The sequence below is a fragment of the Streptomyces canarius genome (genome assembly GCF_014650735.1).
GTDB lineage: Bacteria > Actinomycetota > Actinomycetes > Streptomycetales > Streptomycetaceae > Streptomyces > Streptomyces olivaceoviridis.
This window is the reverse complement of the sequence record NZ_BMVN01000064.1, coordinates 1-22,330: the sequence shown is the minus strand read 5'-3', so window position 1 is coordinate 22,330 and position 22,330 is coordinate 1. Positions and strand designations below refer to the sequence as shown.

Below are 22,330 nucleotides of genomic sequence, written 5' to 3'. Positions count from 1 at the left end.
GATCTCGCTCACGTCCGGCTGCCGGACGCGCCGACGGATCTCCTGAGAGGTGACCTGGCCGGGCCCGGCCCGGCCAGGTCACCTCTCAGGAGGCGCTCGCTCAGGCCGGCTCCATTCCTAACTCGCCGATACCACGGCGGAGTTCGCCGAACGGCTCGGCCGCACCCTGTACGTCGTCGGCAGCGGGCTGCCGAACCCGGCCCGACCTCCGTGCCGGTCACGCGCCCCTCGTCGGCGCCGGCGCCGACGTCAGGATGCGTTGCCGATCAGTGCGGCGGCGCGCTCGGCGATGGCGTACACGGTGGCGTTGGTGTTGCTGGACGGGATCGAGGGGATGACCGAGCCGTCGGCGATCCGCAGCCCGTCGAGGCCGCGCACCCGCAGCTCGGAGTCGACCACGGAGACCTCGTCCTCGCCCAGCGCGCAGGTGCCGACGGGGTGGCAGTAGGACTGGTAGACCGTGCGCGTGTACCGGGCCAGCGCCTCCTGGTCGGTGACGTCCGGACCGGGGGCGACCTCCTCCACCCCCCAGGGCGCCAGCGCCGAGGAACGGGCGATCTCGCGTGCCGTCGCGATACCGGACAGCACGGCCTTCACGTCCCGCTCGTCCGTGAAGTAGCCCGGGTCGAGCACCGGAGCCGCGTACGGGTCCGCCGAGGTGATCCGCAGCGTGCCGCGGCTGAACGGGAGCATGGGGGAGACGCCGATGGTGAAGCCGTTGTCCACCTCGGCCACCGGGTTCGGGAACGGCACGTCGACGAGGAGGATCTGGAGGTCCGGACCGAGCAACTCGGGAGCGCTGCGCACCAGGCCGATGATCTCGCCGTGGTTGCCGGCGGCCGGCGGCACCGTACGGCGGGTGCGGTGGACCAGGTTGACCAGCGGGTGGTCGTGCAGGTTCCGGCCGACACCGGGCAGCGAGTGGAAGAGGTCCACACCGGCCTCGCGCAGCTCACGCTCGGGACCGATCCCGGAGCGCAGCAGGATCTGCGGGCTGCCGATGGAGCCGGCCGTCAGGACCACCTCACGGGCGGCCCGCACGCTGTGCACCTGGCCCTGGACGCCGTACTCCACGCCGACGCAGCGCTCGCCCTCGAAGAGCAGCCGGTGCGCGAGGGCGCCGGTGACGACATCGAGGTTGGGACGGTGCAGCACCGGCAGGAGGTAGGCGTCGGCAGCGCTCTGCCGCCGGCCGCCGACGATGTTCAGGTCGACCGGGGCGAAGCCCTCCTCCAGGCCGCCGCTGATGTCGTGCGCCCGGCGCTGCCCGGTTTCGACGGCGCCATCGAGGCAGGCGAGCAGCACCTCGTTGGGCTCGGTCATCGGGCCGACGACGAGCGGACCCTCCGTGCCGCGGCCGGGGGCGCCGCTGAGGGCGGTCTCGCTGTGCCGGAAGTAGGGCAGCAGGTCGTCGAAGGACCAGCCCTTGGCGCCGTGGCTGCCCCAGTTGTCGTAGCCGGTGCGGTGGCCGCGGGCGAAGACCATGGCGTTGATCGCGGAGGAACCGCCGATGCCTCGGCCGCGCGGCAGCATGATGCTGGGGCCGGGGCCGCCGGGGGAGGAGCCGCTGTCCTGCGGGACGGTCGTGTCGCCCCAGTTGGCCTCCGTCCCGGCCAGGACGGGCCAGGCCGGCGGGTACCCCACGGTCTGCGGCAGGTCCTCGGCGGCCGTCCCCGCCTCCAGCAGCAGGACACGCACGCCGGCGTCCTCGGTGAGCCGGGCGGCGAGCGCACAGCCGGCCGAGCCGCCTCCGACCAGGACGATGTCGTAGACCTGGTCCCCGGCCCGCTCCGGGTCAACGGAGGGTGTCGTCTGGGGGGTGTGTCGACTGTCCATGGCTCGGCTCCTCAGATACGTATGCGAGATACGTGTAAAAAGATAACACCTTCAGAATCAATGATCTGTAGAATTGATACCGTTGATTCATGGCGAGGGAGACGCAGCGCTGCGGGCGGGCACACATCCTCGCCTCCGACGGTCATGGCAGTGGGTACTCTCAGGTGAGGTGGCGAACGACGGCGCCACCCACACCGTTCCGCACATGTCTGTGAACTCGACACATGTCTGTGCCCGACAGAAACGAGGCGAAGTGGATCTGCAACTTACGGGTAAGCGAGCCGTCATCACCGGCGGCAGCCGTGGCATCGGTTTCGCTGCGGGGCGGGCACTTGCAGCGGAGGGCGCGTCCGTCGCGCTGGTCGCCAGAACCGCCTCTGCCGTCGAGGAGCAGGCGAAGGTCCTCCGTGCGGAGACCGGAGCCGACGTCATCGGCGTCGTGGCCGACACGGGCGACGACGCATCGGTGGCCGAGATGGCCGGCGTCGTGAAGGACCGGTTCGGTGGTGTGGACATCCTGGTGAACAACGCCGCTGTGACCAACCCCGGGTTCATTCCCGAGGACGATCTGGAAGCCGAGATCAACGTCAAGGTCCGGGGATACCTCCGCTGCGCCCGCGCCTTCGCCCCGGAGATGGCGGAACGCGGCTGGGGCAGGATCATCAACATCAGTGGACTGGCGGCGCGGCAGGCCGGGTCGGTGACCGGTTCGATCCGCAACGCCGCCGTGGTGGCCCTGTCGAAGAACCTGGCGGACGAACTCGGGCCGTCCGGAGTCAACGTCGTCCCGGTGCAGCCCGCGGCCACCCGGACCGACACATGGCTCGGCAACCTCGGCCGCAGGGCCGAAGCCATGGGGTGCGAGCGGGCGGAGCTGGAGCAGCAGGTCGCCGCGACCGTCTCCATCCAGAGAGTCGTGGAGCCTCACGAAGTGGCGGCTGTCATCGCCTTCCTGGCGAGCCCGCTCAGCGTGGCCATCAACGGTGATTCGGTCATCACCAGCGGCGGGCTGAAAGGGCCGATCTACTACTGAGGTACACATCGGCGAGCCCGGCCGCTGCCCGACGCGGCACCACCCCCAGGCCATGCGTTCGACAGGCATGGAGGTGGACACATGTGTGTGAACTCCCGACCCGTCCAGGACGTGTCAAAGGCGAGGGCCTGAGAGGCCCCCAAGGCAGCATAGGAGATGTGAGATGACCGAGACGAGCTCGACATCCACCCCCGACGTCATGGGCGTCGGACTGACAGCCTTTCTGGTCGCCGCCGCGCGGGCCATTGAGACGTCCCGCCCCGACGCGCTCTCCAGGGACGAGTACGCCGAGTACTTCCTCCGTGCGGCACCCGGCTGTGTTGACTGGCCACGGCGCTACGACGAAGTACCGGGCGGCGACGCGGATCCACTGTGGGGCAGGCTGGCCCGCTTCTTCGCTCTGCGCACCCGGGCCTTCGACGACTTCGTGCTCGACACGGTGGCCGATGGCTGTCGACAAGTGGTCATGCTGGGTGCGGGCCTCGACACCCGCGCCAACCGTCTGGCCTGGCCGGAGGGCTGCACCGTCTTCGAGGTGGACCAACCCGAGGTCCTCGCCCTCAAACAGTCGGTCCTCGACGGGCTGAGCGCCGTGCCGCGTGCCACCCGGGTCGCCGTCACCGCCGACTTGCGGCACGACTGGATCGGCGCGTTGACCGCCGCCGGATTCGATCCGACACGCCCGACGGCATGGCTCTCGGAAGGTGTGATGCCGTATCTGGCGCCTGCCGTGGAACAGGAAGTGCTCGCGGTCATCGACGCGCACAGTGCGTCCGGCAGTGTGCTGGGCTTCGAGGCCAAGATCGGGATCGATCCGGACACGCAGCAGCACTACCCCATCTATGCCGCGGCGCGCGAGCGGCTCGACATGAACCTGCTCGCTCTTTTCAACGCGGAACCCCGCACGGACCCCGCCGCCGACCTGGAGACACGTGGCTGGAGCACGGACGTCCACACCGTGTTCCACTTCGCGGAGCGCCACGGTGTCGCTCTGCCGCGGGTTCCGGACGACGCTCTGGCCGACAACCGGTGGGTTTTCGCCTCCCGGTAGCGCTTGCCCGGTCGCCCTGCCGGCCCGCTGCGCGGGGCTTCGAGGCAACCGCAAGGGGGCGGGCCGACCTCGCACGTCCTGACAACGGCTCACACCATGACCTGAGTCGCCGGCGGGTGATCAGGCAGCAGGCGAGTCCGAGGAACGCTTCGTGGATGTCTGCGCGTCGTTCCCAGCGCACGCGCGGTCGGCGGAAGCCGTGGAGCCGGGCAAAGGTCCGCTCGACCACCCACTGGTGGACGCCGGGCCCGGAGCCGTGCCCGATGCCGCCGTGCGATGGCCGGCACGATGCCGCGGGCGCGGACCTCCTCGCGGTAGCAGCCGTGGTCACAGCCGCGATCAGCGTAGAGCGTGACCGCTCTACGGCGCGGTCGGCCGACTCTGCCACGGATGGGCGGGACTGCGTCCAGCAGGGGCAGGAGCCGGCAAGCTCGGTGGAGCAGGCCCGGCCCCGGTCGACCGGCGACGGGCCCGTGAGCTCCGGCTCGGCCGGCACGTCATGCCCGAACCGACTCGGCATCCCGCACAACACATGCCGTCCGGCAATGGCTTCCGGCCCGGTACCGGAACCGACGTTCCCTCCTCGGCAACAGCGGCTCGCTCCGCTCCTGGGCAGCACCCGCCTCCACGATCTACACACGCCGTGTATACACAGGGCGTATACATCGCGTGTATAGTGCTCCACATGTCCATCGGTCACACCCTCCTAGGGCTCCTTGAGTCCGGACCCCGTCACGGTTACGACCTCAAGCGGGCCTTCGACGCGAAGTTCGGTCACGACCGGCCCCTGCACTACGGCCAGGTCTACTCGACGATGTCCCGCCTGCTGAAGAACGGCCTTGTCGAAGTCGACGGGATCGAGGCGGGCGGCGGCCCCGAACGCAAGCGGTACGCCATCACCGACGCCGGGATCACCGACGTGGAGAGGTGGCTCACGACGCCGGAGAAGCCGGCAGAGCACCTCCAGTCCACCCTGTACACCAAGGTCGTCCTCGCGCTGCTCACCCACCGCGACGCGGCCGACATCCTCGACACCCAGCGCTCCGAGCACCTACGCACCATGCGCATCCTCACCGACCGCAAGCGCAAGGGCGATCTCGCCGACCAGCTGATCTGCGACCACGCCCTGTTCCACCTGGAGGCGGACCTGCGCTGGCTGGAGCTGACGGCCGCGCGGCTCGGCAAGCTCCGTGAGGCGGTGACCAGGTGACCCCGCCCACCGGCTCCCTGCTCGCCGCCGAGGACCTGCACAAGGGATACGGCCCCACAGTCGCCCTCGACGGCGCCGAGTTCTCCATCCACCCCGGCGAGGTCGTCGCCGTGATGGGCCCGTCCGGGTCCGGCAAGTCGACGCTGCTGCACTGTCTCGCCGGGATCGTCACACCCGACTCGGGCTCGATCACGTACGACGGGCGCGAGATGGCCACCATGTCCGACGGGCAGCGCAGCGCGCTGCGCCGGTCCGAGTTCGGGTTCGTGTTCCAGTTCGGGCAGCTCGTGCCCGAGCTCACCTGCGTCGAGAACGTCGCCCTCCCGCTCCGGCTGAACGGCACCTCCCGCAAGGAGGCCGAACGGGCCGCGCTCGGCTGGATGGAGCGGCTGGAGGTCGACGACCTGGGCAGTAAGCGGCCCGGCGAGGTGTCCGGCGGTCAGGGGCAGCGGGTCGCCGTCGCCCGCGCCCTGGTCACCAACCCGCGGGTGCTGTTCGCCGACGAGCCGACCGGCGCGCTCGACTCGCTCAACGGCGAGCGGGTGATGGAACTGCTCACGGAGGCCGCCCGGTCGACCAACGCCGCTGTCGTCCTCGTCACGCACGAGGCGCGGGTGGCCGCCTACTCCGACCGCGAGATCGTCGTACGCGACGGCAAGTCCCGCGACAGGGAGCGCGCCGCATGAACGTGCGCCAGTGGGCCGAGGACTTGCGTATGGGGCTGCGGTTCGCCTTCGCCGGCGGACGCGAGGGCTGGACCCGCACGCTGCTGACGGCCGTCGGTGTCGGGCTCGGCGTGGCGCTGCTGCTGCTCACCACAGCGATCCCGAACGCGCTGTCCCTGCGCGACCACCGTGAAAACGCCCGGAACGACATCACGCACAGCGGCGGGGTGAAGCCGAAGGCCGACGACACGGTGATCGTCGCCCACACCGACACCACATTCCGCAGCAAGGACGTGCGCGGCCGTCTCCTGGAGCCCGAGGGCCCGCGGGCGCCGCGGCCACCGGGCGTGGTGAAGTTCCCGGGGAAGGGCGACATGCTCGCCTCACCCGCACTGAAGAGGCTGCTGGAGTCCGACTCCGCCAAGCTGCTGCGCGAACGCCTGCCCTACCGCATCACCGGCACCATCGGGGACGCCGGGCTCATCGGGCCCTCCGAACTGGCCTACTACGCCGGAGCCCAGGGGCTGGAGAAGCACCTGAACAACGGTACGGTCGAACGCATCGACTCCTTCGGACCCTCCCAGAACAGTTCATCGGATTCGCTGGACCCCATCCTGGTCCTGCTCGTCGTGATCATCTTCGTGGTGCTGCTGCTGCCGGTCGCGGTGTTCATCGCGGCGGCCGTACGGTTCGGCGGCGAGCGCCGTGACCGGCGGCTCGCGGCGCTCAGGCTGGTCGGCGCGGACGGCCGGATGACCCGCCGGATCGCGGGCGGCGAAGCACTGGCCGGGGCACTGCTCGGGCTCGTCCTGGGCGCCGGCTTCTTCCTGCTGGGGCGGCAGTCGACGGCGCTGCTCACCGTACGGGACATCAGCGTCTTCCCGAGCGACCTCGACCCCTCGCCCGCGCTCGTCGCGCTCGTCGTCGTCGCGGTGCCCGCCGCGGCCGTCCTGGTGACGCTGTTCGCGCTGCGCGGGGTCGTCATCGAACCGCTCGGCGTGGTCCGCACGGCGAAGCCGCCGCGGCGCCGGCTCTGGTGGCGGCTGCTGCTGCCGCTGGGCGGCCTCGCGCTGCTGTACCCGATGGTCGGCCAGGGCGGTGACAACGGCACCTTCAACCAGTGGCTGGTGATCGGCGGCACCGTGCTGCTGCTCGTCGGCGTCACCGCGCTCTTGCCGTGGATCGTCGAGGCCGTCGTGGCTCGACTCAACTCCGGCTCAGTCTCCTGGCAGTTGGCCGTCCGCCGACTCCAACTGAGCAGCGGAACGGCCGCCCGCATGGTCAACGGCATCGCCGTCGCGGTGGCCGGGGCGATCGCACTGCAGATGCTGTTCACCGGCGTCGAGGGCGACTACACCGATCTGACCGCCAACGACCTCAACCGTGCCCAGATGGAGATCTTCGTGCGCGGCGACGCGTCGCCGGCCGACATCGGCCCGCAACTCGCGAAGACCGAGGGCGTGCGCCATGTGTCGGCCATCTCGCTCACCTCGGCCGGTGACCGTCCCAAGCAACCGGACCACGAGCTGCAGGTGTCGGTCGGCAGCTGCGCCGAACTGCGAGAGGTGGCCCGCCTGTCGTCCTGCCGGGACGGCGACATCTTCCGGATCACCGGCTACGACAGCGAGTACGACAGCACGGTCGCCAAGCTCGCCACGGCGGGCCGCTCCCTGTACTTCGACCCGTCGTACCCCAGCTTGCCGACCCACCCCGTGAAGTGGAAGGTGCCCGCGGGCGTGAAAACGGCGGGGACACGCAAGGACCCGACCGGCTACGCGCGCGGCGGTCTGCTCATCACCTCGGGCGCACTGCCCGCGGACGCGGGGAAGGTCCTGTACCACCAGGTGTTCATCTCGCTCGACCCATCCGTGCCGAACGCCCGCGAATACGTGCGCAACACCGCGGCACGGCTGGATCCGCTGACGGAGGTGAACACGCTCACGGCCAGCTACCAGTCGACCGCGTTCCAGTCCGTCCGCACCGGGCTGTTCGTCGGCGCCACCTGTGTCCTCGCCCTGATCGGCGCGAGTCTGCTGGTGTCGCAGCTCGAACAACTGCGCGAGCGCAAGAATCTGCTGTCGTCGCTGGTCGCCTTCGGAACCCGGCGCCGCACCCTGGCACTGTCCGTTCTGTGGCAGACGGCGATCCCGATCGGGCTGGGGCTGCTGCTGGCGTCGGCGGTGGGTCTCACGCTGGGCACGGTGCTGCTGAAGATGACGGCCACGAAGGTCGCCGTCGACTGGACGAACGTGCTGGCCCTGACCGGCATCGGCGCGGGCGTCGTCCTGGTGGTGACCCTGCTCAGCCTGCCGCCACTGCTGCGCCTGATGCGACCGGACGGCCTGCGGACCGAGTAGGACCAGCTCGTGGTGAGGCGACGACGCAGACCGTGCCAGCCGCGCCCGGGAGCTTTGAGCACCTGGAGGCGGGTGGGAATGTTCGCCGGGCAGGTGTGGTTGGAATAGCCGTGATGGTGAAGGGAACAGTGTCCCCGGGCCTCATCTATCGCATGCGAGGACGATCGTTCGGCTGAAGCCTCGCATTGCCTTTCGCCGCGTAGGCGACCGCCCTTCACGATCACACCCGCACGCGGGTTCGCCCCGGTCAGCACGCTGGCCGGGGCGCTCTCGTTTCAGTCGATGCCGCAGGCTGTGTCGGGTCGGCAGTGCACGCACGGCGGCACCCCGCTTCGGAGAGCGTCGAGGGCCTGCTCGAGCGTGGCGGGCCGGCAGCGGCCGCTCTTCTTCGCAGCCCAGCTGCCACCGGCGTGGACGGCGTTCGGTCCGCGTCACCTCACCGGGCAGGTGTTCTCCTGAGGCCGGCGAAGTCCGCGCTGTCACGGGGAACGCGCAGCCGGTCTCATGCCCCGTCGTACCAGGTGATACGGGTCACGGTGACCTCGACGGTGACCCGGTCCGCGGCGTCGAGGGCGGCGAGGTGGCAGATGACGGCGGTCCCCACGCGGTCGTGGATGTTCTGGGCGACGTCCAGCGCCCGCCGGCCCTCGGCCAGGACGCAGCGGACCTCGATGTGCCATCCCGATCCGTCCGGTGCTCGGTCGGCGCGGATACCCGCCTCGGGCGACGTGTGGGAGGGCGTGCCGTCCGTCGGGGTGGGTGCGGCGGCTGCCGCGAGGCGATGGGAGAGACGGGGATGCAGGCCCGTTACGCCGGGAACCGCAAGGGCCGCCTCGGCCGCGACGCCGAGAAGGGTGGTCGTGCGGATGACGGTCACGATGGACCACCGCCGAGGGGGAGGAGCGGCTCCGGCTCCAGGACGTCGACCACGGTGATGTCTACGGCCGTCACGGAAAGACCCAGGTCCTGGACGGCCGAGCGGAGGACGGATCGGCGAACCTGGTGGATCCGGTCGGGCAGCGGGGCGTCGAGAGCGGCGGCCAGCGTCATGGTCACCCGCACGTCGGTGCCGTCGCCCTCGGGTACGAGCCGGCAGGTCGCGACCCTGGCATCGCGGACCGTGTCCGCGGCCTGCCGCAATACCTTCGCCGCGGCGCTCTCGGAGATCCGCAGGTCCCGGTCGGGGTCGGCCAGAGGAAGGAGCCGCCCGAGCCGTATCTCTGCTCTGACGATGTTCATGACGCGGCCGGCGAGTGCGCGGAAGCCGGGAGCGTCGTCGCGCAGCGCCCGGGTGGCCGCGTTCAGCGTGGCCAGTCCCTCGACGGCCTCGCCGCAGTGTGGACACGAGAGGGTGTGCGGGTCCGCGGTGGGCGCCGTGTCCCGGGCCCGTTCCCATACCCGGCTGAGCAGTCGGCCGCACGGCAGTACCTCATCACCTGCGAACGGGGGGAGGTCGGCGGCTGGGCCGGTACGGGGCCCGTCGGCTCCGGACGGTTCGGGAGGCCGCGTGTGCGGGTCGTCTAGCGCCATGGGCGCATCGCCTCCTGGAGGGATCGGCGTGCCCTGAACAGTCTGCCCCGCACCGTCTGTTCGCTGGTCCGCGTCACGTGGGCGATCTCTTTGTAGGACAGGCCCTGCACTTCTCTCAGGATCCAGCAGAGCCGCTGGTCGGCGCCCAGTTCGGCGAGCGCGTGAGACAGGGCCACGGTGGCCGCGTCTTGCTCGGCGGACTGGGCGGGCTGGCTCCAGGCGTCTCCCGCTGCGGGCTCGACGACGGTGTCCAGAGGGACGGGCGGCGGTCGGCGCCGGCGCATGGTCAGGCAGCGGTTGATGGTGATCCGGTACATCCAGGTACGGAACTCCGCGCTGTGACGGTATTCCGGCGGTCGCCGCCAGGCACTGACGAAGGCGTCCTGAACCGCTTCCTCGGCGTCCTGGGGGTTGCCGAGCATGCAGCGGGCCAGGGAAAGAAGGGCTCGGCCGTGCCGCTGGACGAGAATGGCGAAGGAGTCCTCGTCCCCCTCGGCCGCCCGTACGGCCAGCAGCCGGTCCGGCAGGTCGCGTTCCGAGAGGCCGCGGTTCGACGGTGGGTATACAGCGCGTTCGATCATGGCGCCCCCGCGCGAGGCTCGGACCGTTCGGGTACCCGAAAGGTCATGGTGACGCACATCAGACTCAATGTGTGTGAGGCATCTGCCGCGGGTGCGTGAGACATCCGCCGCCCCGCATGTCCAACTCTTCGACGGGCGCTACACCGGTGTCCGACCTATCGATCGAGGCGACCGCCATGACGGAGAACACCACCAGCGTCGGCGGGGGCAACCGGCCGGATGCGAGCGTGAGCGCGTTGAAGGGCCGTACCGGGGCCGGGGCTCCGGCCGAGACACGGGGGAAGACCACCATCGCGGACGGCGTGGTGGCCAAGATTGCGGGCATGGCTGCCCGCGAGGTACCGGGCATCTTCAACCTGGGAGCGGGAATGGCCCGCGCTTTCGGCGCCATGCGGGAACGCGTCCCCGGCGGCGGTGGAGGCGGAGCCGTCACGCGCGGAGTGAAGGTCGAGGTCGGCGAGCGCCAGGCGGCGGTGGACCTGGATGTCGTCGTCGAGTACGGCGTCTCCATCGTGGACGTCGCCGGCGACGTACGCACCAACGTCATCGGCGCCGTGGAGCGGATGACGGGACTGGAGGTCGTCGAGGTGAACATCGCCGTCGACGATGTCCACCTCCCTGACGAGGAGGAACAGGCCGAACCGGACGAGGGTCGCGTGAGGTGATCCACCACCGCGTCCTGTGCGGCACGGGTGATCGCGCGGACGGCGACGTACGCACGTCCGCGAGACGGGTGAGTGCATGATGAACGCAGCAACGACGGGTCTCGCGGCCGGCATGGCCCTGGGTTTCGCCGGTTTCTTCGGTGGCTTTTGGGCCTTTTTGCTGGTCCTCTTCCTGGGTGTGGCGGGGCTGATCGTCGGCCTCGTCGTGCAGGGCGACCTCGACATCCGCACCCGGAGGCAGCGGTGAAGACCCGGCCAGGTACCTCCGGCCAGGAGTCCGCCCCGCCGACGACCAGCTTGCCAGCCCCTGCCGAGCGGGGCGCCACCGTCATTCCGGACCGGGTGGTCGCCCGTATCGCCGCCCAGGCCGCACACACGGCGCAGTCCCGGCACGCCGCCGTACTGCCCGACCGGGGCAGCCCGGAGGCGCCCAGCGCCTCCGCCGCCGTCCGTATCGGTTCGGTGCGCCTGCACCTGACCATGGATCTGCCCTACCCCACCAACATCCCCCGGGTGTGCGAGCGGATCCAGCAGGACGTCGCCGAAAAAGTGGCCCAGCTGACCGGCCTGCGGGTAGGAGAGGTCCTCCTCACCGTCCGGCGGCTGATGACCGCCGCCGACACGAGCCGGGGACGGGTCCGGTGAGCGGCCACGAGGCCCGGTTCCCCGGGTATGCCGTGGAGGAAGGGGCCCCGTGATGACACCCGACCCCGGCCCTTCCGGCCGCGACTCCACGCCGTCCGCATCGCGTGCCACGGTGCCGCTGACCAAGGAGCCCGAACCACCCGAACGCGACGTGTCCGGCCCGGACCTCACGTCCGGTGGGCGCGACGCGGGGCGCCGGTCCCACAGGCCATGGTCCGCGCGCCGCATCCCGGCCGCGCTGGTCGCCTTGCTGATCCTCGTCGCGGCGGTTGCGGTGCTGGTCGACGTCATCGCTGTACGAGCGGGACGCCCGGCGGCGGCCTGGCGACGGCACCTGGCCGACGAACTGGCCACCCGCCCCGTGGACGACGTGTGGATACTCACGGGGGCCGCCGTGGCCGCTGCCGTCGGCCTCTGGCTGATCGTCTTGGCCCTCACCCCCGGGCTACGCCACCGGCTGCCCCAGCGCTGCCCCACCGACTGCCCGCGGCTGCGGGCCTCCCTGGACCGCGACGGCGCCGCCAGCCTGCTGCGTGACGCCGCGCTGCGGGTCCCCGGAGTCGGCGCGGCGCGCATCCGGGTGCGCCGTCACCGCATCAAAGCGCGCGCGGACGTCCGCTTCCGTGACCCCCGGCAGGTGAAGGACGACCTCACCGCCGTCCTCGACGAGGAGCGCGACCGGCTGGCTCTCGCCCGTGCGCCCCGCCTCGTCGTACAGGTGCGGCAACGCACCGGCTGACCGACAACCGCAGCACCGAAGAGTCCGCCATGACGTCGCGATCCGCACTCAACCGCACTCTGCTGGCCCTCGCCGGACTGTTCCTGCTCGGCGGCGGACTGCTCATCCTCTTCGCCGGCTTCGACCTCTATCGGCGACACGATCTGATCCCGCCCGTGGGCTGGCCCCTTATCACCCCAGACGACGTGTTGCTCGGCTCCGCCGACCGGGCCCGCTGGAGCGGCCAGGGCTGGTGGTGGTGGCCTGCGGTCATCGCGGCCCTCGCCCTTGCCGCCCTGCTCGCCCTGTGGTGGCTGCTCGCCCAGCTGAGCCGACGCCGTCCCGGAGGGTTGCCGGTCGGCGGCACACCACCGCAGGAGGGCGTCGAACTGCGCGACCGCGCGCTCAGCGACGCGATCGCGACCGAAGCCAGTGCCCTGCCGGGTGTCGAGCGTGCGGCCGTCCGTATCACCGGCCGGCCCGCCCACCCTCGCACCCACGTCACACTCATCCTCGCCCCTGAGGGCGTGCCCAGAGCCACGCTCGATGCCCTCTGCGAAGGACCGCTCAGCACCGCTCGTCGCTCTGCCGGCCTTCCTGACATGCCTACCGACGTCCGCCTAAAGGTCACCCACCACAAACCACACCGCGTGGAGTAAGGAGGAGACCGCCGACCCTCGCCTTCCAACGACTGGACGTGCCGTCCGGCTACCGCTGCCAGTACCTCACCGACTGGGTGGCCACCGAGATGCGCTGGGCCCTGAGCCTCGACACCGACGAGAAGGCCGCGATCACCGACGTACTCGACAACTGTCCGGACGTACCTCTGACCGTTACACCGGCCCGCTGATGCCGCCGCGGCCCAGCTGCCCGGTCGCCGACGGGGCGGGGCTGGCGGCGAGCGGCCGCGGTGGCCGGCAGCCCTCCGCCCGGGCGGCCGAGGCTGTCGGCGGTGCAGGAGCATGTCGTAGTCGCGGAGCCTGTCGTGGCCCGGAACCGGGCCAGGCTGGGACTCGCCACTGTCCGCGGCCTGCTGCTCGACATGCTTGCCACCGGTGACCGCGCCGGCGTCGACGCGGCGATGGGGGAGTTCTTCCGGCTGTACTACGACGCGGAGTGACGGAGTCGCAGATCAGCCCCAAGCGCCTGGGACCTGCTTCGCAGGCTTTCTGAGACACATATGAGGCGTCCGGACACAGGCCCGGTGAAGGTCACTGGGTTCGACGGCGGAAGCGATCCGGACGTGGCTCGCCCGGACGGTGAACCGACCGCGGCTCCAGACCCCGGCTCCCGCTGCTGACGGTTGGCCGTCAGCAGCGGGTCTCGATCCGCAGGCCGCCCGTGGTCACCCGGCGGATGTGGTCGCTCGCCAGCAGGTCGTGCGGCTGGCCGAGCTCGATCGCGCTCGCCGCGTCCAGGCGGGCCAGCTGGTCGGCCGTGAACTCGACCTCCAGAGCGCCCAGGTTCTCCTCCAGCTGGGCGGGGGTGCGGGCCCCGATCAGCGTAGTTGCCACGCCCGGTTTCCGCAGGGTCCAGGCCAGCGCGACCTGGGCCGGGGTGCGGCCCAGCTCGGCAGCGACATCCCGGGCGATCCCGGCCACGGCCAGGTTGTGTTCGGTGAGTGTGCCCAGGGCGAGGTTGAGGCCCCTGCGGGTGCCGTCGCCGGTGCCGTCGCCCGTCGCGGTCACGTCGTCCCGGCCGTACTTGCCGCTGAGCACCCCGCCGCCCAGCGGTGAGTACGGGACCACGCCCAGGCCCAGTTCCCGGGCCATCGGGATCAGGTCGCGCTCCGCGGTGCGTTCGATCAGGCTGTACTCGAGTTGCAGCGCGACCAGCGGCGACCAGCCGCGCAGGTCGGCGATCGCCTGCATGCGGGACACCTGCCAGGCCGGGGTGTTGGAGATAGCCACGTACAGCACCTTGCCCTGCCGGACCAGGTCGTCCAGGCCGCGCAGGACCTCCTCGACCGGCGTCCGGAAGTCCCAGACGTGCAGGTACAGCAGGTCGATGTAGTCGGTGGCCAGCCGCCGCAGGCTCCCCTCCACCGAGCCGAACAGGGCCTTGCGGTGACCGCCCCCGGAGTTGGGGTCGCCGGGACGGCGCAGCGTCGAGTACTTGGTCGCCAGCACCAGGCTTTCGCGCTCCTCGCGGGCGAACTCGCCCAGCAGGCGCTCGGAGCTGCCGTCGGTGTAGGTGTCGGCGGTGTCGAAGAGGTTGCCGCCGAGCCCGACGTAGTGGTCGAACAGTTTGCGGGCCTCGGCCCGTTCGGCACCCCAGCCCCACTCGGTGCCGAAGGTCGCCGTACCTAGGGCCAGCGGTGAGACCCGCAGTCCCGAGCGGCCCAGCAGCCGGTAGGCGTCGAGGGTCAGTGCCATCAGGTCCTCCTGTGCTCGTGGTCCGTTGCCGGAACCGAGTCTGTGGCGGCGGCGGCCCCGGGGGTAAGGGACGGCACTTCCTGGGAAGACCGGTCCCACCCTGGCGGTTGGACCGGTCATGACGACCCGAACCATGGACACCGCCCAGGAGTTGGCCGCCTTCCTGCGGAGCAGGCGCGAAGGCCTCGACCCCGACCGGCTGGGCCTGCCGTCGCACCGGCGGCCCCGGCGGACGCCGGGGCTGCGCCGAGAGGAGGTCGCCGAACTGGCCGGGGTCAGCACCGACTACGTGGTCCGGCTGGAGCAGGGCCGCGGGCTGCGGCCCTCGGCAGAGGTGCTTGCGGCGCTGGCCCGTGCCCTGTGCCTGGATTCGAGCGAACGCGACTACCTGTTCGACCTGGCCGGGCGCCGCCGCCCCGGCCCTACCGGTGGGCCGGCCGCCGGTGCGGCGCCGTCGCTGGCCCGCCTGGTCGGTGACCTCTCGCCGCTGCCGGCCATGCTGCTGGACCACCGCTACGACATCCTCGCCTGCAACCCCGAAATGGCCCGGCTGATACCGGGTTTCGAGGCCGTGCCGCCGTCACGGCGCAACGCGATGTGGCTGTGCCTGCTGCACCCGGCGATGCGCGGCTTCTACGCCGACCGGGAGCAGGTGCTGAGGGACGGGATCGCCCACCTGCGCGCGGCATGGGCCGCGCACCCGGAGGACCGGGAACTGTCCGGCCTCATCGCCGAATTAGCCACGCAGGACGAAGACTTCGCCCGCTTGTGGACGGAGCGGGAGGTCGGCGTCAACGGACGCGGCCGGAAGTTGCTGCGGCATCCGGTCGCCGGTGACATCACCATCGACTTCGAAGTCCTGCTGCCGCTCCAGGACCCGGAACTGCGCCTGCTGGTCTACCGCGCCGCAGACGAGGAGAGCCGCGCGTCCCTGGACCGGCTGTACGCACGGTGACTGGGCAAGAAGACCGGCGCACCCGTTACCCGGCCCGATGAGCCGAAGCATGATAGTAGTCACGAAGGCAGGCGGCTTGTTGTCACCCGCCACGTTCCGCATCGTGCCCGTGCATGTCGTCGGTGTGCCTAGTTTCAGCACGCATGCCATCCTCTGGATCCCAGCCCTCGACTTCATGCCAGCCGCGAGAAAGCGGATCTCCGTCGGAATTGGCAGAGGGGTCCGACACGTGGGCGAGTAGACGTCGTACGAGCTCGCGGTCCAGTCTCCTGCGGTTCCTGGTCAACTCGGCCAGGTACTCTCGGACCTCTCCATTTTCTACAGCAGTCAACGAACGGTCTGACCTGATGGCGGAGCGGAAGATGCGATCGACCGAACGCGCAGGTCTCGTGAACCAGTCGATAGCTCCAGAGTGGATGGAGAAGCGGTGCATCATCATGCTCATCAAGGCCACGCGGAACGCTCCCTCTCGCTCGGCAGAGATCTCGTCGTATCGGCTCAGACTCCATCGGCCGCCGTCGCTCAGGTCGTCAGCCACCCGTTCGAGATGTCGCAGCCACAGAGCGCTGGCGAGGCGAGCATCAGCGGCCAGTTTCAATAGCTGGGCCGTACGTTCCTGCGCGCTCGTCTCATCATCTCTTTGCTGCTGGCGACGCTGTAAGAGTGCCGGGCCCAGGTAGGAGCCAAGGGCGCCGATGACAGCCCCGCCGAAGGCGCTCAGAGCGCCAGTTACCGCCGCGTCCATGGCGTCACACTTGCAGGCCTGACACATACAGACAACCGGTCAGAGTCCCTCATGCGGCGGGATCCGGGATGCCGGCCGTTCCCGACTGCCAAGTGGCGTGCTGATTCGGTGGCGCCTACCGTGCTTCGTCCCCGCAAAGCCGCTGGTCGACGCCGATCTTGGTGCCAGCAATCGTGCGTCGGCACACCCGAAGAACGACGCGGAACGGCGCCCGGTGAGACCCCCGGGGAAGGCGCCAGCTTCCTCGACTCGGAGAAGGAGCTGGGATGGCTCTGGCGGAACGCGAAGCCCTCGCGGCCCGGGTGCGCTTCGACCTGGAGAGGGCCGGCTTCACGCCGGTGCCACCCGACCACGAGGACGACCCCGAGGGCGGCCTGCTCGTTACGGTCTTCAAGGACCACGTGCACGTCAGCCGGCGTATGCATGACCGGCTCGGCGAGGCCGCACTCGACATGCGGGGGGCCGGCCGCCAAGGCGAGGACGTGGTCGTCCGGTAAGAGACCACCCGCGCGACGATGCATCTCGCGCTCGGCAGCATCCTCAACGCCTTCGGCTACCGCGCCAGGCCGCACGCCCTCGGATTCGGGCACATCATCGCCCCGGACCAGTCCTGACCCGCACGTTCCAGGCGTCGACCGGCGCCCGCACGGAAAGGAAACAGCCATGTCCGCTCCCGCTGCCCCACACCGCGCGTACGGTGACGGTACGACCCACTGGGAGGACCAGATGAGCGCGCAGCCCGACCCCGCACCCGTCACGCCGTACGCCCCCGCGCCCGGGGCGCCGGCCGAACTCCTCGCCCAGCTTCGCGCCGACCCGCGTGCCGACACCTGGGTGACGGCCTTCGAGCGGCAGTGGGTGGCCGCGCTTGAGGAATCGCGGTGCACGTTCTCCCTCGGCGGACTGTACGCGGTCGTCCAGGAGTGGCAGGGCCGTCTCGCCTCCGCCCCGGCCGTCGACGCGTTCGTCGCCTCAGGCTACGACGACAGCGAGTTCATCGACATGGCGGAGCTCCGCGGGCGGCGCCGGTGACCGGACAGCCGTACGCGGTCCGCTTCTCCGCCCCGGCCGCGAAGGTCCTCGCCACCCTGCCCGAGCACGTCGAAGACATGGTGTGGGACGTCCTGGACGCCGCCGCCGACGACCCGTGGGGCTTCGGGCAGTGGAATGCCGACGACCCCGAGGGAGAGGACATCCGCCACGCCTCCGTCGGCCAGCTCTCCCTCACCTACTGGGTGAACCGCCCCCTGTGCCGCCTGTCCGTCCTCACCATCACCTGGCTCGGATGACCACCCTCTAACGATCATCGGCCCGTCCCCGGCATTGGAGTGACACTGCTGGCGAATCCTGGTGGCTGAACGTGACGTCGGCCTTCATGACCCGTTGTGGTCATGAAGGCCGACGTCGTATTTGGCGTTTCCGAAGGGCAGCCTGGCGATAGGGATCCGTGACGAGCTGGGCGAGCTGTTTTCGGACGCGGACTTCGTCGGGCTGTATCCGAACATGGGGAAGCCAGCGTGGTCGCCGGCCCGGCTGGCGCTCATGTCGGTCATGCAGTTCGCCGAGGGCCTGTCGGACCGACAAGCCGCGGACGCGGTTCGCGGGCGGCTGGACTGGAAGTACCTGCTGGGGCTGGAGCTGGAGCTGGCCGATCCAGGGTTCGACCACTCGGTTCTCACCGAGTTCAGGGACCGGCTGATCGCAGGAGACGCCGGGATCAAGCTCCTGGACCGGGTCCCCTCGAGGCCGCCGCGAAGCACAGCTTGCCCAAGGCAGGTGGCCGTGCTCGTACGGACTCCACGATCGTGCTGTCTGCCGCGCGGCAGATCAACGGGCTGGTGCGACTTGGTGAGACCCTGCGGGCCGCGCTGAACAGCGTGGCGGCCCGCGAGCCGGAGTGGCTGGCTGGGTGGGTTCCGCCGGAGTGGTTCGACCGGCACGCGATTCGGTTCGAGGACACCCGGCTGCCCAAGGGGAAGGCCAAGAAGACGGAGCTGATCGAGCAGATCGGCGCCGACGGGCTGAAGCTGCTCGCGGCCCTGCATGCACCGGGCGCCCCTGGCTCCCTGAGGCAGCTTGACCGGGTCCAAAGCCTGCGCCAGATGTGGATCCAGCAGTACGTCGTTGACAACGGGCTGGTGCGTCGCCGGGACCTCAAGGACCGCCCGCCGGGCGCAGAGCGGCTGGTCACGCCCTACGACACCGACGCGCGACGCAGCGTGAAGCGCGGCACCTTCTGGGACGGCTACAAGGTCCACCTCACCGAGACCTGCGAGCCGGACCGCCCGAACCTAATCACACACCTCGCCACGACGGACTCCACTGTCCCGGACGTGCGGCTGGTCGCCCCGATCCACGCCCACCTCGCTGAGCGCGACCTTCTGCCCGACCGGCACCTGGTCGACGCGGGCTACGCCACAGCCCGGGAAGTGGTCACCGCCCGCCGAAATCACAAAGTCAATCTGGTGGGACCAATCCTCGCCTCCACCGGCTGGCAGACGAAAGACGACGGTGGCTTCTCACAGGCCGACTTCACCATCGACTGGGAGAACCGGCAGGTGACCTGTCCCAACGGCGCGATCAGCAGCCGTTGGGCCGAAGACCGCGCCCAGGAGGGAACAGCCGTGGTCCGAGCACGGTTCCCGACGGCTGCCTGCCGTCCCTGCAAGGCCCGAGAGCAGTGCACCCGCTCCAACACCAAGTGGCATATGGGTCGTCGGATCACCCTCCGCCCGCAAGCGGAGTATGAGGCGATTCAGCAGGCACGAGCCCAGGAAGACACCCAGGACTGGATAGAGCAGTACGCACACCGGGCCGGTGTCGAAGGCACGATCCCTCAGGGCGTCCGATGCTTCGGCCTACGACGATGTCGCTATCACGGCCTGGCCAAAGCCCGGCTACAGCACCAGCTCACCGCGACAGCGAGGCCGCCAGCGCGCATGGGATTGCAATGACGACAGTCTCGTCGCTTGGTTCCTTGCCGCTTTCACATGACCTTCGGCGATTTCTACAGACCATCCAGTCGCCTGGTCACTGTGTCGAGTGTCGGCCAAGGAGGACCCTCGCGCAGCAAGCGCAAGAATTCCTCTCCGAATCGCCTCCCATTCGGAAACTGGTCGCCAAGCTCCCAACGCCACGCGGCGACCATCGCGATAACGAGCTGCCGACACTCGTCCAGCAGCCCTTGGTCAACGCTTGGGTAGTGCTCGCAGACCGCCTCGGGAACATGAGCGAGATCGAACTCGACGGGTCCACGGCAGCACGTCTCAAGGTCGATGAACAACGGGCCGTTCTTCGTGCTGAGCACATTGCCTGGGTGCGGCTCGCCGTGGAGCAGCTGCTCCACGGCGCTGCGGTCGTCGATCGCTCGTCGCAGGCTTGCCAGCCTGCTGCTGAGGAACACGCGGTCCGCGTCCGCGAGCTCCGGCGAGCGATCCGGTTCGGCGACAACTTCTTCCGCCTCCGTGATCCGGTCCGTGAACTTCGGGCTCGGCACATCGACCTTGCGCATGCCGGCGTGCAGCTGCTCCAGCGCCTTGGCGTAGTCGACTGGTGAGATGTGAGGTGTCACGGGCTCGTAGTAGGTCCACAGCGTCACTGCGAAGCCATCGCGCGTGTACACACGCGGGTCCGCCCGCGGCTCCAAGGGACACGCCGGGCATCCGACCTCGGCGAGCTTCTGAGCGAGCTCGACTTCGAACTGTGCAACCTCTTGTCCCACAGGGGCGACCCGGGCAAAGACGTCGCATGGCGTCAGCCGCAGTGCCAGCTTGTTTGAGTTGTGAAGAACGATTGCATCGTTGGCTGGCAGGTCGAGCGATGCGGCGACCGAAGTCGCAGCCGTGATCGCACGCGTGACGTCGGTCCTCTCCACCCTCGAATCTTGGCATAGATGAGCGTGGCCAAGTGCCAGCTATTGTGCCTCGGCTCAGCAGACCGGATTCGCCAACGGTGTCTTGGAGTTGCCGGGGACGGGCCGATGCGCGTGCTATCCGCGCCTGACCATCGTGGTCAGCGGCGGATGTGAATCGTCACGTTGACGATCGTGCCGCTGCCGAAGACGGCACCGCCGAACAGTGCCACCGCGGGAATCGGCGCAGTGTCGCCACGGACAGCGAAGACAGATGGCAACCACGGCGAAGAGTGCACCGGTGATGTGATCGGGTGAGTGAACGCAACCGAATTCGGATGACTTCTAAGCCCGCGCACCCCGCGCACCCCGCGCACCCCGTGCACCGACTTGACTCACCGGCGGCGGTTCGGTCGCTGGAGGCTCGAACGGGCTGCTACCCGTCCCGCCAAGCACCCACGGTCCAGAAGACCGCGAAACCCGTCCACACGATGGCGAACATCCAGACCATGGGGTGGCCGCCGAACAGTGCCATGTCGCCGAGCCAGCCGGCCCCAACGGCCACGAACAGCAAGCCGAAGTTGGGGAAGGCGAAGAGGCCGGAGAGCCGCCCGTTCAGCAATGCCCATGCGCCGCCCGCCAGGATCAGGCAGCCCAGCGCGAGCCATGGGAAAACCGTCTGCTGCGAGGAGGGCGCGTAGGAGTCGATGTGGCCGCGAACCCTCAGCTCAACGACGTCCCCCTGCCACAGCCGGACTTCGGCGTGGTCACCCCTCCTGGCGTCGTCGTACGTCTCCGACCCCACGCCCAACCAGGTCGTACCCCCTGGCCGTTGGACTTTGAGGTCGTAGTACGTCGTACAGGTCATGCCGCCGCCGCCGCCTCCGCCGCCTGTGGTGGTCACCCCGCCGGCCGTCACACCGCCGATGGCGCCACCGGCAGTGTTCATACCGCCTCCGGCCGTGACGCCTCCGGTGGTGATGCCTCCCGTCGTGCCGCCGCTCGTGCCGTTGGACGTGCAGCGCTCACCCGTCCGCCGGTCGAGCACCGTGCCCGCCTCGCGCCGCACGCACAGTTCCCCCTCATCCCCGTCTCCGCTCCGGCCCCCGCCCTGGCAGACCGGTGCGTCGCGGTACTCCATGGTCGCCCCGTAGCCTTCAGCGACCTGCTGACCGCAGAGCAGGACTCCCCATCCGGCCGCGAGGACGAGCAGCCCCCGTAACCAGTGGGACAGCCGCCCGCGGTACCAAACGTTGCCGTACCCCCTGCCTTTCACCCAGTTGTAATCCCCGTTCGGCTGAGCCCTCATGCGCCGGCCTCGACACGGAACGTTATACAAGAGCCAGAACGGGCGGGTTGGAATCCCAACCCGCCACTGTCGGAGCGCCGGGCGTCAGGTCCATCCGCCGCAGAGCTTCATGCTGGGATCGATGGTGTAGCCGTCGCCGAGGGTGGTGAGGTAGAAGCCGTAGCGGGCGATTCACGAGTTTCTGAGGGGTTCTGCTGGGGCCTGATGGTGTGGCGGTGGGGCGGAATCCGCTGGTCCGCTGTTGTTGATCTGGTGATGTGGCCGGATGAGTGAAGGCAAGTCGTATCCGAGTGACTTATCGGACGAGCAGTGGTCGTTGATCGAGCCGGTGATCACCGGGTGGAAGGCCCAGCATCGGTCGCAGCGCGGCGATCGCGCGGTGGGTCTCGGCGTAGTCCTCGCGTCGGCCGGTGTAGCACCGGAGCGCGGGCGCCACTGCCGCAGCTAGGTGTATTGATCACGAGCGTTGTTGACGGCTGTCGGGCTTGATCATGGCGAAGACCTCCGGTGTGGTGGAGCTGTCTAGGACTGCACCGCACGGAGGTCTTCGTGTCCCACCGTAATGCCCGGCTGACCGTTCACGGCAGGCGGCTGCTGGTCGAGCGTGTCCGTTCCGGCCGCCCCGTCGCGCATGTTGCGGCCGAGATGGGTATCTCCCGCGCCACCGCCCACAAGTGGATCCGCCGCTGGCGGACGGAGGGCGAGGCAGGCCTGCACGACCGTTCCAGCCGACCCCTGACGACACCGCACCGCACCGCACCGACGGTGGAGGCCCAAGTGTGTCAGCAGCGGCAGATACGCAAAC

27 protein-coding genes and 3 pseudogenes are annotated in these 22,330 nt (G+C 69.8%); 20 read left to right on the top strand and 10 right to left on the bottom strand.

All coding sequences use genetic code 11. The features are described from left to right. Positions 1 to 249: 249 nt before the first annotated feature. A complete protein-coding gene (locus tag IE294_RS41655) occupies positions 250 to 1,836 on the bottom strand; it encodes a GMC family oxidoreductase (RefSeq protein WP_189894581.1) in 1,587 nt (528 codons plus the stop codon). 169 nt (positions 1,837 to 2,005) lie between these two features. Here IE294_RS41655 and IE294_RS41650 point away from each other — a divergent pair, with 169 nt between their 5' ends. Then, complete coding sequence (locus IE294_RS41650) at positions 2,006 to 2,869, top strand: SDR family NAD(P)-dependent oxidoreductase (protein WP_229917923.1); 864 nt, start codon at positions 2,006 to 2,008, stop codon at positions 2,867 to 2,869. A 163-nt stretch (positions 2,870 to 3,032) separates the two neighbouring features. After that, entirely contained in the window at positions 3,033 to 3,920 is an 888-nt protein-coding gene (locus IE294_RS41645) for a class I SAM-dependent methyltransferase (RefSeq protein ID WP_189894580.1), read from the top strand. Positions 3,921 to 4,014: 94 nt separating this feature from the next. On the opposite strand, the pseudogene IE294_RS48385 reads toward IE294_RS41645, so the two are convergent. After that, a pseudogene (locus IE294_RS48385) lies at positions 4,015 to 4,345 on the bottom strand (transposase); the annotation flags it as partial. 260 nt (positions 4,346 to 4,605) lie between these two features. Between IE294_RS48385 and IE294_RS41640 the strand changes: the two are divergent. The 3 genes from IE294_RS41640 to IE294_RS41630 are packed head-to-tail and all read left to right on the top strand — an operon-like array spanning position 4,606 to position 8,152. Beyond that, on the top strand, positions 4,606 to 5,130 hold the full coding sequence (locus IE294_RS41640) for a PadR family transcriptional regulator (protein ID WP_189894579.1): 525 nt from the start codon (positions 4,606 to 4,608) through the stop codon (positions 5,128 to 5,130). Continuing rightward, positions 5,127 to 5,816, top strand: coding sequence for an ABC transporter ATP-binding protein (locus IE294_RS41635; protein ID WP_189894578.1), 690 nt, complete (start codon positions 5,127 to 5,129; stop codon positions 5,814 to 5,816). Before IE294_RS41640 ends, IE294_RS41635 begins: the two co-directional genes overlap by 4 nt. Further along, positions 5,813 to 8,152 (top strand): FtsX-like permease family protein, encoded by a 2,340-nt coding sequence (locus IE294_RS41630; RefSeq protein ID WP_189894577.1) that lies wholly within the window; start codon positions 5,813 to 5,815, stop codon positions 8,150 to 8,152. The genes IE294_RS41635 and IE294_RS41630 overlap by 4 nt, the downstream gene beginning before the upstream one ends. 275 nt (positions 8,153 to 8,427) lie before the next feature. On the opposite strand, the pseudogene IE294_RS49200 reads toward IE294_RS41630, so the two are convergent. The 4 genes and pseudogenes from IE294_RS49200 to IE294_RS41615 all read right to left on the bottom strand — a co-directional run. Then, a pseudogene (locus IE294_RS49200) lies at positions 8,428 to 8,565 on the bottom strand (DUF6233 domain-containing protein); the annotation flags it as partial. A gap of 89 nt (positions 8,566 to 8,654) precedes the next feature. Then, a complete protein-coding gene (locus IE294_RS41625) occupies positions 8,655 to 9,029 on the bottom strand; it encodes a hypothetical protein (protein ID WP_189894576.1) in 375 nt (124 codons plus the stop codon). Next, entirely contained in the window at positions 9,026 to 9,682 is a 657-nt protein-coding gene (locus tag IE294_RS41620) for an Asp23/Gls24 family envelope stress response protein (protein WP_189894575.1), read from the bottom strand. Before IE294_RS41620 ends, IE294_RS41625 begins: the two co-directional genes overlap by 4 nt. After that, positions 9,673 to 10,263: an RNA polymerase sigma factor gene (locus IE294_RS41615; protein ID WP_189894574.1), complete on the bottom strand. Its 591-nt coding sequence runs from the start codon at positions 10,261 to 10,263 to the stop codon at positions 9,673 to 9,675. The genes IE294_RS41620 and IE294_RS41615 overlap by 10 nt, the downstream gene beginning before the upstream one ends. Before the next feature lie 176 nt (positions 10,264 to 10,439). Between IE294_RS41615 and IE294_RS41610 the strand changes: the two genes are divergently transcribed. The 7 genes from IE294_RS41610 to IE294_RS49195 all read left to right on the top strand — a co-directional run bounded on the left by IE294_RS41610 (position 10,440) and on the right by IE294_RS49195 (position 13,411). Further along, positions 10,440 to 10,928, top strand: coding sequence for an Asp23/Gls24 family envelope stress response protein (locus IE294_RS41610; protein WP_189894573.1), 489 nt, complete (start codon positions 10,440 to 10,442; stop codon positions 10,926 to 10,928). A 76-nt stretch (positions 10,929 to 11,004) separates the two neighbouring features. After that, a complete protein-coding gene (locus tag IE294_RS41605; RefSeq protein WP_189894592.1) occupies positions 11,005 to 11,175 on the top strand; it encodes a hypothetical protein in 171 nt (56 codons plus the stop codon). Beyond that, positions 11,172 to 11,573, top strand: coding sequence for an Asp23/Gls24 family envelope stress response protein (locus IE294_RS41600; RefSeq protein ID WP_189894572.1), 402 nt, complete (start codon positions 11,172 to 11,174; stop codon positions 11,571 to 11,573). Before IE294_RS41605 ends, IE294_RS41600 begins: the two co-directional genes overlap by 4 nt. Before the next feature lie 52 nt (positions 11,574 to 11,625). Continuing rightward, complete coding sequence (locus tag IE294_RS41595; RefSeq protein ID WP_229917922.1) at positions 11,626 to 12,312, top strand: DUF6286 domain-containing protein; 687 nt, start codon at positions 11,626 to 11,628, stop codon at positions 12,310 to 12,312. A 29-nt stretch (positions 12,313 to 12,341) separates the two neighbouring features. Further along, on the top strand, positions 12,342 to 12,950 hold the full coding sequence (locus IE294_RS41590) for an alkaline shock response membrane anchor protein AmaP (protein ID WP_189894571.1): 609 nt from the start codon (positions 12,342 to 12,344) through the stop codon (positions 12,948 to 12,950). Between the two features lie 38 nt (positions 12,951 to 12,988). Next, a complete protein-coding gene (locus IE294_RS41585; protein WP_189894570.1) occupies positions 12,989 to 13,141 on the top strand; it encodes a hypothetical protein in 153 nt (50 codons plus the stop codon). Positions 13,142 to 13,276: 135 nt separating this feature from the next. Continuing rightward, positions 13,277 to 13,411: a hypothetical protein gene (locus IE294_RS49195; RefSeq protein ID WP_268252848.1), complete on the top strand. Its 135-nt coding sequence runs from the start codon at positions 13,277 to 13,279 to the stop codon at positions 13,409 to 13,411. Positions 13,412 to 13,601: 190 nt separating this feature from the next. Here IE294_RS49195 and IE294_RS41575 read toward each other — a convergent pair whose 3' ends face one another. Next, positions 13,602 to 14,666 (bottom strand): aldo/keto reductase, encoded by a 1,065-nt coding sequence (locus IE294_RS41575; protein ID WP_189894569.1) that lies wholly within the window; start codon positions 14,664 to 14,666, stop codon positions 13,602 to 13,604. Positions 14,667 to 14,784: 118 nt separating this feature from the next. On the opposite strand from IE294_RS41575, the gene IE294_RS41570 reads away from it, so the two are divergent. Then, positions 14,785 to 15,621, top strand: a complete 837-nt coding sequence (locus tag IE294_RS41570; protein ID WP_189894568.1) for a helix-turn-helix domain-containing protein — start codon at positions 14,785 to 14,787, stop codon at positions 15,619 to 15,621. Between the two features lie 82 nt (positions 15,622 to 15,703). On the opposite strand, the gene IE294_RS41565 is transcribed toward IE294_RS41570, so the two are convergent. Further along, on the bottom strand, positions 15,704 to 16,366 hold the full coding sequence (locus IE294_RS41565; RefSeq protein WP_189894567.1) for a hypothetical protein: 663 nt from the start codon (positions 16,364 to 16,366) through the stop codon (positions 15,704 to 15,706). Positions 16,367 to 16,632: 266 nt separating this feature from the next. Here IE294_RS41565 and IE294_RS41560 point away from each other — a divergent pair, with 266 nt between their 5' ends. The 5 genes from IE294_RS41560 (at position 16,633) to IE294_RS41540 (ending at position 19,320) form a co-directional block, all read left to right on the top strand. Beyond that, a complete protein-coding gene (locus IE294_RS41560; protein ID WP_229917920.1) occupies positions 16,633 to 16,863 on the top strand; it encodes a hypothetical protein in 231 nt (76 codons plus the stop codon). 229 nt (positions 16,864 to 17,092) lie between these two features. After that, positions 17,093 to 17,398, top strand: a complete 306-nt coding sequence (locus tag IE294_RS41555; protein WP_189894589.1) for a DUF6247 family protein — start codon at positions 17,093 to 17,095, stop codon at positions 17,396 to 17,398. Next, a complete protein-coding gene (locus IE294_RS41550; RefSeq protein ID WP_189894566.1) occupies positions 17,395 to 17,655 on the top strand; it encodes a hypothetical protein in 261 nt (86 codons plus the stop codon). The genes IE294_RS41555 and IE294_RS41550 overlap by 4 nt, the downstream gene beginning before the upstream one ends. Before the next feature lie 214 nt (positions 17,656 to 17,869). After that, the gene (locus tag IE294_RS49950) at positions 17,870 to 18,238 is read left to right on the top strand and encodes a transposase (RefSeq protein ID WP_359837257.1); all 369 of its coding nucleotides are present in this window, start codon (positions 17,870 to 17,872) and stop codon (positions 18,236 to 18,238) included. Next, positions 18,172 to 19,320, top strand: a complete 1,149-nt coding sequence (locus IE294_RS41540; RefSeq protein WP_189894564.1) for a transposase — start codon at positions 18,172 to 18,174, stop codon at positions 19,318 to 19,320. The genes IE294_RS49950 and IE294_RS41540 overlap by 67 nt, the downstream gene beginning before the upstream one ends. A gap of 53 nt (positions 19,321 to 19,373) precedes the next feature. Here IE294_RS41540 and IE294_RS41535 read toward each other — a convergent pair whose 3' ends face one another. Next, entirely contained in the window at positions 19,374 to 20,240 is an 867-nt protein-coding gene (locus tag IE294_RS41535; protein ID WP_189894563.1) for an aminoglycoside phosphotransferase family protein, read from the bottom strand. A gap of 412 nt (positions 20,241 to 20,652) precedes the next feature. After that, positions 20,653 to 21,492 carry a hypothetical protein gene (locus IE294_RS48375; RefSeq protein ID WP_229917917.1) on the bottom strand — a complete coding sequence of 280 codons (840 nt, stop codon included), beginning with the start codon at positions 21,490 to 21,492 and terminating at the stop codon, positions 20,653 to 20,655. 298 nt (positions 21,493 to 21,790) lie between these two features. Between IE294_RS48375 and IE294_RS49460 the strand changes: the two are divergent. Further along, positions 21,791 to 21,895, top strand: a pseudogene (locus tag IE294_RS49460) (transposase); the annotation flags it as partial. A 179-nt stretch (positions 21,896 to 22,074) separates the two neighbouring features. Further along, positions 22,075 to 22,330: leucine zipper domain-containing protein (locus tag IE294_RS41525; protein ID WP_189894562.1), on the top strand; the 256-nt coding region annotated here is incomplete at its 3' end.

Bases quoted from the DNA above. Each gene is read 5' to 3' on its own strand.
- IE294_RS49950 (WP_359837257.1), top strand. From the start codon at position 17,870: ATGGGGAAGCCAGCGTGGTCGCCGGCCCGGCTGGCGCTCATGTCGGTC.
- IE294_RS41570 (WP_189894568.1), top strand. From the start codon at position 14,785: ATGACGACCCGAACCATGGACACCGCCCAGGAGTTGGCCGCCTTCCTG.
- IE294_RS41565 (WP_189894567.1), bottom strand. From the start codon at position 16,366: ATGGACGCGGCGGTAACTGGCGCTCTGAGCGCCTTCGGCGGGGCTGTC.
- IE294_RS41575 (WP_189894569.1), bottom strand. From the start codon at position 14,666: ATGGCACTGACCCTCGACGCCTACCGGCTGCTGGGCCGCTCGGGACTG.
- IE294_RS41645 (WP_189894580.1), top strand. From the start codon at position 3,033: ATGACCGAGACGAGCTCGACATCCACCCCCGACGTCATGGGCGTCGGA.
- IE294_RS41610 (WP_189894573.1), top strand. From the start codon at position 10,440: ATGACGGAGAACACCACCAGCGTCGGCGGGGGCAACCGGCCGGATGCG.
- IE294_RS41595 (WP_229917922.1), top strand. From the start codon at position 11,626: ATGACACCCGACCCCGGCCCTTCCGGCCGCGACTCCACGCCGTCCGCA.
- IE294_RS41620 (WP_189894575.1), bottom strand. From the start codon at position 9,682: ATGGCGCTAGACGACCCGCACACGCGGCCTCCCGAACCGTCCGGAGCC.
- IE294_RS41640 (WP_189894579.1), top strand. From the start codon at position 4,606: ATGTCCATCGGTCACACCCTCCTAGGGCTCCTTGAGTCCGGACCCCGT.
- IE294_RS41630 (WP_189894577.1), top strand. From the start codon at position 5,813: ATGAACGTGCGCCAGTGGGCCGAGGACTTGCGTATGGGGCTGCGGTTC.
- IE294_RS41555 (WP_189894589.1), top strand. From the start codon at position 17,093: ATGAGCGCGCAGCCCGACCCCGCACCCGTCACGCCGTACGCCCCCGCG.
- IE294_RS41605 (WP_189894592.1), top strand. From the start codon at position 11,005: ATGATGAACGCAGCAACGACGGGTCTCGCGGCCGGCATGGCCCTGGGT.
- IE294_RS41655 (WP_189894581.1), bottom strand. From the start codon at position 1,836: ATGGACAGTCGACACACCCCCCAGACGACACCCTCCGTTGACCCGGAG.
- IE294_RS41615 (WP_189894574.1), bottom strand. From the start codon at position 10,263: ATGATCGAACGCGCTGTATACCCACCGTCGAACCGCGGCCTCTCGGAA.
- IE294_RS41590 (WP_189894571.1), top strand. From the start codon at position 12,342: ATGACGTCGCGATCCGCACTCAACCGCACTCTGCTGGCCCTCGCCGGA.
- IE294_RS41560 (WP_229917920.1), top strand. From the start codon at position 16,633: ATGGCTCTGGCGGAACGCGAAGCCCTCGCGGCCCGGGTGCGCTTCGAC.